Source organism: Microbacterium sp. K35, from assembly GCF_004794375.1.
Lineage (GTDB): Bacteria > Actinomycetota > Actinomycetes > Actinomycetales > Microbacteriaceae > Microbacterium > Microbacterium sufflavum.
In genome coordinates this window covers 1-7,481 of the sequence record NZ_SSDM01000274.1, presented here as the reverse complement: position 1 = coordinate 7,481, position 7,481 = coordinate 1, and the positions used below count along the sequence as shown (strand labels likewise).

General features: G+C 71.9%; 8 protein-coding genes. 5 read left to right on the top strand and 3 right to left on the bottom strand.

Going from position 1 to position 7,481, the window contains the following annotated elements:
* Positions 1-86: 86 nt before the first annotated feature.
* Entirely contained in the window at positions 87-665 is a 579-nt protein-coding gene (locus tag DW299_RS10545; RefSeq protein WP_168443116.1) for a DUF1349 domain-containing protein, read from the bottom strand.
* 68 nt (positions 666-733) lie between these two features.
* On the opposite strand from DW299_RS10545, the gene DW299_RS10540 reads away from it, so the two are divergent.
* Together DW299_RS10540 and DW299_RS10535 are read left to right on the top strand one after the other, a co-directional pair.
* Positions 734-1,378, top strand: coding sequence for a SatD family protein (locus tag DW299_RS10540; RefSeq protein ID WP_136036549.1), 645 nt, complete (start codon positions 734-736; stop codon positions 1,376-1,378).
* Positions 1,375-2,178, top strand: coding sequence for a hypothetical protein (locus tag DW299_RS10535; RefSeq protein WP_136036548.1), 804 nt, complete (start codon positions 1,375-1,377; stop codon positions 2,176-2,178). The genes DW299_RS10540 and DW299_RS10535 overlap by 4 nt, the downstream gene beginning before the upstream one ends.
* Position 2,179: 1 nt before the next feature.
* Here the strand turns inward: DW299_RS10535 and DW299_RS10530 are convergent, their stop codons facing one another.
* Positions 2,180-2,542 carry a MerR family transcriptional regulator gene (locus DW299_RS10530; RefSeq protein WP_136034243.1) on the bottom strand — a complete coding sequence of 121 codons (363 nt, stop codon included), beginning with the start codon at positions 2,540-2,542 and terminating at the stop codon, positions 2,180-2,182.
* Between the two features lie 53 nt (positions 2,543-2,595).
* Here DW299_RS10530 and DW299_RS10525 point away from each other — a divergent pair, with 53 nt between their 5' ends.
* Genes DW299_RS10525 through DW299_RS10515 form a run of 3 tightly spaced genes read left to right on the top strand, consistent with a single transcriptional unit; the run spans position 2,596 to position 5,702 of the window.
* Positions 2,596-3,549, top strand: a complete 954-nt coding sequence (locus tag DW299_RS10525; protein ID WP_136036547.1) for an aldo/keto reductase — start codon at positions 2,596-2,598, stop codon at positions 3,547-3,549.
* A 38-nt stretch (positions 3,550-3,587) separates the two neighbouring features.
* The gene (gene tyrS / locus DW299_RS10520) at positions 3,588-4,889 is read left to right on the top strand and encodes a tyrosine--tRNA ligase (RefSeq protein WP_205812629.1); all 1,302 of its coding nucleotides are present in this window, start codon (positions 3,588-3,590) and stop codon (positions 4,887-4,889) included.
* Between the two features lie 12 nt (positions 4,890-4,901).
* On the top strand, positions 4,902-5,702 hold the full coding sequence (locus DW299_RS10515; RefSeq protein ID WP_136036546.1) for a DUF4184 family protein: 801 nt from the start codon (positions 4,902-4,904) through the stop codon (positions 5,700-5,702).
* Between the two features lie 40 nt (positions 5,703-5,742).
* Here DW299_RS10515 and DW299_RS10510 read toward each other — a convergent pair whose 3' ends face one another.
* Entirely contained in the window at positions 5,743-7,098 is a 1,356-nt protein-coding gene (locus tag DW299_RS10510; RefSeq protein ID WP_136036545.1) for a CoA transferase, read from the bottom strand.
* Positions 7,099-7,481 lie beyond the last annotated feature (383 nt).

Below are 7,481 nucleotides of genomic sequence, written 5' to 3'. Positions count from 1 at the left end.
CGGCGGCGCACGCTCTCGGGCTGTGAGCGGAGGGGGCCGCGGTCGTCCGCGGCCCGCTCCCGTCTCGGCGGTCTCGACCCGCGCGGCTAGTGCAGGTCGGCGTCTGCGGCGGTCCGCTCCCAGCGTGTGAAGCGGACGGTGAGCCCGGCGCGCGTAGGGGCGGCGAGGAACGGTCCGGCCGCGGCGGGGGCCTCGCCGTCGAAGGGCGCGACCCGCACGAGACGCCAGGGTCCGCCGTCGGCGGCGGCGCGGACGATCAGCGCGTCGCGCCAGCGGCTGACGCGGACGGTGATCTCGCTGTCCCGCCAGTCGTCGACGTGTCCGACCGACCAGTCGGAGACCACGGCGGTGACGACGGCGCCGAGCCCGAGGTGGCCGTCGGCGTGTTCGATGCCCGCCTTGACCCAGTGCTCGTCGTCGGCGCGCACGAAGAGGCCGGCCTGGTCGAACTGTCCTTCCCAGGGGGCGCGGAACGACACCTCCATCGCCTCGCCGACGGCCAGGGGAGCGAGGAGTGCGTGCTCGGTGTCGTGCACGAAGCCGTACGCGGTGTGCCGCCAGGCGTCGCTGCCCTCGGCGGCGGTCACGTCGAGGTGCGCTCCGCTGCCCGCTACGTCGGCGGGCGCGTGGGTCCAGGTTCCTGCACTCCAGGGCATGATGCTCATATCAGGCATATCTCCGATCTATAACCAAAAGATGCATAAACTCTGCTTATTCGTGCTACGGTTATGCCATGGTCATCGCCGTGATCGCCGACATCGTGGGCTCCCGCGAGCTCGACGACCGCAGTGCCGCCCAGCGGGCGCTCGACGACGCCATCGCCGAGGTCGAGTCCGACCGACCTCTCGCACTGCAGCCGCTCACGCCCACGGTAGGGGACGAGCAGCAGGCCGTCTATCGAGAGCTGACCGATGCGCTCACCTCGCTCCTGATGATCCAGCTGCGGCTGCCGGACGACCTCGCCTTCCGCTTCGGGATCGGCGTGGGGGAGGTGCGCGCGGTCGATTCGGTCCACGGTGAGCTCGCGGACGGGCCGGGATGGTATGCCGCGCGCGCCGCGATCGAGACCGTCCATGCCCGCGAACAGCGCGCCGTGCCGCGGACGCGCACCTGGATTGTCGGTGCCCCGGGTCAGGATGAGGTCATGCCCGCCGTGATCGCCGCCGCCAACGCCTACGTCCTCGTCCGCGACGAGCTCGTCGGCGCCATGACCGCGCGCGAGCGACGCCTCACCTACGGTCGGCTGATCGGCCGGTCGCAGCAGGAGCTGGCGGCACAGGAGAGCATCACGCAGCCCAGCGTCTCCAAGTCCCTGCGCAGTGCGGGGGCGGCGGCGCTCATCGAGGGACTGGCGGCGTTGCGAGGGGAGGGCGCATGATCCTCGCCGGCTTCCTGCTCCTCGCCATCGGCGCGGCCGATCTGGTGCGTCAGTTCGTGCCCCGTCGCTGGCTCGGATACGTGGTCGCCGCCGCGGTCATCGTGCTGCTCGGCATCGGAGGGGAGGCGCTCCTCTGGGCCGTCCTGGGCCTCGCCGGAGGTGCCCTCTGGGTGTGGAGCATGCCGGACGGCCGACCCTCCCGCGCCGGCTTCTGGCCCGCGGTCGCAGTGGCCGCCCTCAGCATCGGCGCGGTCGTGTGGGTGGGTGCGCGCGACGAGACCGGGCTCATCGGCGAGCTCTGGACGCTGCGGTCGCCCTTCGGCGAGGTGTCGTTCGACCTCGCCGTGCTCGCGCTCGGAGCCGGGGTCTTCCTGCTGGAGTCGTCGAACCTCGTGGTGCGGGCGGCCCTCGACGGCGAGCACACCTGGCGGCCGGCCGACCCCGCCCCGATCGCGGTCGCCCCGGAGCCGTCGTCGCCCGAGACTGCCGAACCCGCCGCGGCGCGTGCGGCGCAGGCCCCGGTGGAGGCGGTCCTGCCGGCGACCGATCCGCGCAACGGCTTCAAGGGCGGTCGGCTCATCGGACCGCTCGAGCGCGTGCTGGTGATGATCCTCACCCTCGCGGCCGCCTATCCCGTGCTGGCGGCCATGCTCGCGGCCAAGGGCATCGTCCGGTTCCCCGAGATCTCCCGCGACGGCGAGACCGGCGCCAGGGCCGAGTACTTCCTGGTCGGCAGTCTCGTCAGCTGGGTCATCGGGCTCGGTGCCGCGTTCCTGGTGTGGTGGGCCGCGCACACCTGAGTCAGGCCAGCTGCCTCCGGTACCAGGTCAGCTTCTCCTGGAGGCGGTGCTGCTGCGCGAGGACCTCCGCGAGCTGCCGCTCCACGGTCTCGGCGTGTTCCTCCAGGAGGGCGATCCGCTCGGGGATGGTGTCGTCGTCGCGGCACAGCTGTCCGTACCGCCGGAGACGCTCCACGGGCATCCCGGTCTCGCGCAGGCACTTGAGGAACTCGAGCAGCCCGAGCTCCGCATCGGTGTACACCCGGTGGCCTCCGGCCGTGCGCGGCACCGCGGGCAGGATGCCCTCGCGCTCGTAGTACCGCAGGGTGTCGATGCTGAAGCCGGAGCGGGCGGCGGTCTCGGCCGGCGTGTAGGTCGTGGTCATGCCGTGATCCTAGGGCTTGACCTGGAGTGCGCTCCAGGTTGCATGCTTCCTGCATGACCGCTTCTCCGCATCGCGCATCCCCGATCGTCCTCGGTGCCATGTCCTTCGGCACCCTCATCGATGAGGACACCGCCTTCGCCCTGCTCGACCGCTTCGTCGAACGCGGCGGCAGCTGGATCGACACCGCCGACTGCTACAGCTTCTGGGCCAGCGACACCGGGCACGGCGGGGCGTCCGAGGCGGTGATCGGTCGGTGGCTCGCCGCTCGCCCCGGTGTCCGCGAGCGCATCCGTCTGTCGACGAAGGTCGGTGCCGAACCGCTGTGGCCGGGCTCGTGGCCCGCGCACCGCACGGGCCTGTCGCCGCGGGCGATCGCGCAGGCGGTCGAGGGCAGTCTGTCGCGCCTGGGCGTCGACACCATCGATCTGCTCTGGCTGCACCAGGAGGATCGCGCTGTCCCCATCGAGCGGACGGTCGACGGCCTCGCGTCGCTCACCGGCAGCGGGACGGTCCGGCGCGTCGGCGCGTCCAATCATCCCGCCTGGCGCATCGAGCGGGCCCGCGCTCACGCGACGGCGATCGGCAGCGCGCCGCTCGATGCGCTCCAGCTCAACGCGACCTATCTGCGCGCGCGCCCCGGCACGTTGCCGCCGGGGGTGGTGCACCCGTTCGGCGTGCTGAGCGACGAGCAGCGCGACTACGCCGCCGCGAACGGTCTGGAGACCTGGGCGTACACGCCCCTGCTGTCCGGGGCGTACGACAACGCGGCGAAGGCGATCCCCGAGGTCTACGACCACCCCGGCACCGCGCGGCGCCTCGCGGTCCTCGACCGGATCGCGCACGCGCACGACGCCCAGCGCGGGCAGATCGTGCTGGCATGGCTGCTCGCGCACGGCATCCGGCCGATCCTCGGGGGGAGCAAGATCGCGCAGCTCGACACCGCGCTGGACGCGGCCGAGCTCGCCCTCGCGCCCGAGGAGATCGCCGAGCTCGACGGTGCGGTGTGAGGCGGGATGCCGCACCGCGCGCTGCTAGCCTGGAGCGCGTGTCAACTCCCGACCTGACGACCGCACCCCAGGCGATCGATCCCACGTTCGAGAACGTGTGGGACGAGATCGTGTGGCGTGGCCTGGTCCACGTGTCCACCGACCAGGAGGCGCTGCGCGCCCTGCTCGCGGGAGACCCCATCACGTATTACTGCGGGTTCGATCCGACCGCGCCGAGCCTGCACCTGGGTCACCTGGTGCAGCTGCTCCTGCTGCGTCGGCTCCAGCTCGCCGGGCACCGGCCGCTGGGTCTCGTCGGCGGCTCGACCGGGCTCATCGGCGATCCCCGTCCGACCGCGGAGCGCACGCTCAACACACGCGAGACGGTGGCCGAGTGGGTGGATCGCCTGCGGGGACAGGTGGAGCGCTACCTCAGCTTCGAGGGCGACAACGCGGCCCGCATGGTGAACAACCTCGACTGGACCGCGCCGCTGTCCGCCATCGACTTCCTGCGGGAGATCGGCAAGCACTACCGGGTCGGCACGATGCTGAAGAAGGACGCGGTCGCCGCGCGCCTCAACTCGGACGCGGGCATCAGCTACACCGAGTTCAGCTACCAGATCCTGCAGGGTCTCGACTTCCTGGAGCTCTACCGTCAGTACGACTGCCGTCTGCAGACGGGCGGGTCCGATCAGTGGGGCAACCTGACCAGCGGCACCGATCTGATCCACCGTGTCGAGGGTGTGTCCGTGCACGCGATCGGCACGCCCCTGATCACGAACAGCGACGGCACCAAGTTCGGCAAGAGCGAGGGCAACGCGATCTGGATCGATGCGGAGCTCACCAGCCCGTACGCGTTCTACCAGTTCTGGCTGTCGACGGCCGACGCCGATGTGATCGAGCGGCTCAAGGTGTTCACGTTCCTGACGAGGGCCGAGATCGAGGAGTACGCCGAGCTCGTCGCGACCGAGCCGTTCCGACGCGCCGCGCAGAAGCGTCTGGCGCTCGAGGTCGTGGCGACCGTGCACGGCATCGAGGCCACGGCGGCCGTGATCGCCGCGTCGGAGGCACTGTTCGGACAGGGCGACCTGACCGCGCTCGACCCGGCGACGCTGCGTTCCGCGCTCGATGAGCTGCCGCATGCGACCGTCGCGCCAGGGACGCCCGTGGTCGATGCGCTGGTCGCGACCGGGCTCGTGTCGAGTCTGTCGGAGGCGCGGCGGGCCATCGCACAGGGCGGAGTGTCGCTCGACGGCGAGCGGGTGGCGGACGACACGGCGACCGTGCAGGGCACTCTCCCCGGTGGCGTCTCGGTGCTGCGCCGAGGCAAGAAGACCCTCGCCGGCGTGTTCCTGAGCTGACGCGGCCTCCGGATGCCGTTCACGCCGAGTCACGCGATCGTCGCGCTGCCGTTCGTGCGCACGCCCCTCGTGCCCGCGGCGATCGCGATCGGCGCGATGACGCCGGATCTCCCGCTGTTCCTGCGCGGCGTGGGTCTCGACTACTCGTTCACGCACACCGTGGCCAATGTGATCTGGACGGCGCTGCTGGCGTTCGTGCTCTTCCTGCTCTGGCGCGTGGTGCTGCGGCCGTCGGTCGGTGAGCTGGTGCCGCTGTGGGTCGCGCGTCGGCTGCCGCGCGAGTGGGACGACCGCGGCGCCGTGGCCGCGGGCCGTGCGGTGGGGGTCGGTCTCGGTCGCCCCTGGTATCCGCTGCTCCTCGCGGTGTCGCTCGTGCTCGGCGTGCTGTCGCACATCGCGTGGGACGCGTTCACGCACGAGGGGCGCTGGGGCGTCGCGCTGTTCCCGATGCTGGATGAGCAGTGGGGTCCGCTGCTCGGGTACAAATGGGTGCAGCACGGTTCGAGTGTGCTGGCGTTGCTCGGCCTCGGGCTGTGGGCCGCGCTGCGGCTGCGGCGTGCGGTGCCTCGCGACGCGGTCACCCGGTGGCTGCCCTCGCCGGTGCGGGTGACCTGGTGGCTCTCGCTGCCGGTGATCCTGGCGGCGGCGTGGGTGATCGGTCTCGCGGTGCTCGGTCCTTTCACGGCGGAGTTCACCGTCGCTCACCTGGCGTATCGCGTGCTGCCTCCGGCGTGCGCGGTGTGGGGTGCGCTCACTCTCGTGCTGTGTGCCGTGGTGGCTCTGCGCCGAGGAGACCCCGTCCGGTCGCGCTGACCGCGCGCGGCACCAGCGGCTGTCGTCACCAGCGCGGTCGTCACCAGCGCGGTGCGTCCGATCCCCACGGGTGCGGCGCCGTGAACGTGGTGCCGGGGATGACCGGCGCCGCGGTGACGAGGGATACCCCGTCGACGTCGAACCTCGCCTCGTGCGAGGCCGCGTCCGGATCCGGCGCAGCGACCGGGTCCGTGCGGCGCGGCATCCCGAGAAGTTCGGCGGCGACCCGGCGCAGGGAGGTGCGTGCGATCCAGGATCCGCCCTCGCGCGCACGCCGTCCGAGCAGCGTGGTCACCGCCGCGGCGAGCAGGTAGCCGCTGCTGTGGTCGAGCGCCTGTGCGGGCAGCGCTCCGGGCACGCCGTCGTCGCCCTCGATCACCGCGATTCCGCTCTCCGCCTGCACCAGGCTGTCGAAGCCCGCGCGCTCCGGCGCGTCGGCACCCCACGCGCTGAGCTCGGCCACGACGAGACCGGGGTACCTCTCGACGAGGGTGTCGGGAGACAGGCCGAGTCGTGCGAGCGACGCCGGACGGTATCCCAGGACGACCACGTCGGCGGTGGCGAGCAGAGCGGACATCGCCGGGTCACGGGCGTCGAGGATCGTGCTGCGCTTCCCGTGACCGGTGTCGAGGTGCTGCCAGGGGAGCTCGGCGATGGCCGGGGGATCGATCCGCAGCACGTCGGCACCGAGCAGGGCGAGTGTGCGTGTGCAGACGGGACCGGCGATCACGCGCGTGAGATCGAGCACGCGGATTCCGGCGAGGGGAGACGGAGGCCCGGACGCCGGACGACCGGAGGGCGCGGCATCGCCGACACGGGCGACCTCGATCAGAGGCATGGTGCGGAGACGGGCGTCGTGCTCCGGCTGCTCGGCCCGCACGGAGACCGCGAGTCCTCCGTGGTGCACGATCCGCCGGACGGCTTCGTCGCGGGGGAGCGCGGCGAGAGCTGCGGCGACGTCGGGGCGGCCGGCGTCAGGCGCGAGCCCCAGGGCGGATCGGAGCCCGCGAGCGTGATGGGGGTAGTTGCCGTGCGTCCGGATCCACCCGTCGGCGGTGGGCCAGAACCCCGACAGGGGAGACCAGGCGGGCGGGGAAGCATCGTCGACCGTGAGGAGGCGGTCGCTCCGGTATGCGGCGGCGACCCGGGCGACATCCACGTCCGCGACCCTGCGCCCCGCCGCCAGCGTCGCGGCGGCCGTGCTCCCCAGCGCGAGCTCCCCGGCGGCGGTACGGGCAGGGAGCGGGACGTCGCCTAGACCGGCGAGGTCTGGGAGCGCGTCGTGCACGGCAGCGGGCTCTCCGCCGATCTCCGTCCAGACCCGGCGCAGCAGGGCGGCGCTCGGACGGGTCCTCGCGGGAGCGGCGGCACGGGGGGAGGGACGGTGGGGGCCCATGGCGCGATGCTACTCCGCGGCTTCCGAGCGGAAAAACCCAGCTGATCCGGGCTGATGTGGTCCTGTCGCGGTGCCGACACGCCCGGGGGTGGTGCCCCGATTTGCCAGAACCCCGGAACCCACGTAACTTATTACTTGTTCGCCCCACAGGGAAGCGGAGAAGCCCAGAGCTTCACCCCCCTCAAGCGGAGAACCACCTCCCACTCCTTCTCTCTTGAGAGATCAGGCGCGTGCGTCTAGGATGGGAGATCCACCCCTTCTGCGGCTGTCTCAGCTGCGCAGCGGATCCTCGATCTGCCCGGCGCGCTGATTTGACAAGCGAGTCGGGATGGCTAAGATAGAGAAGTTGCCCTGCGGGCCTGGTTGTGATGGCTGGGTCGTGG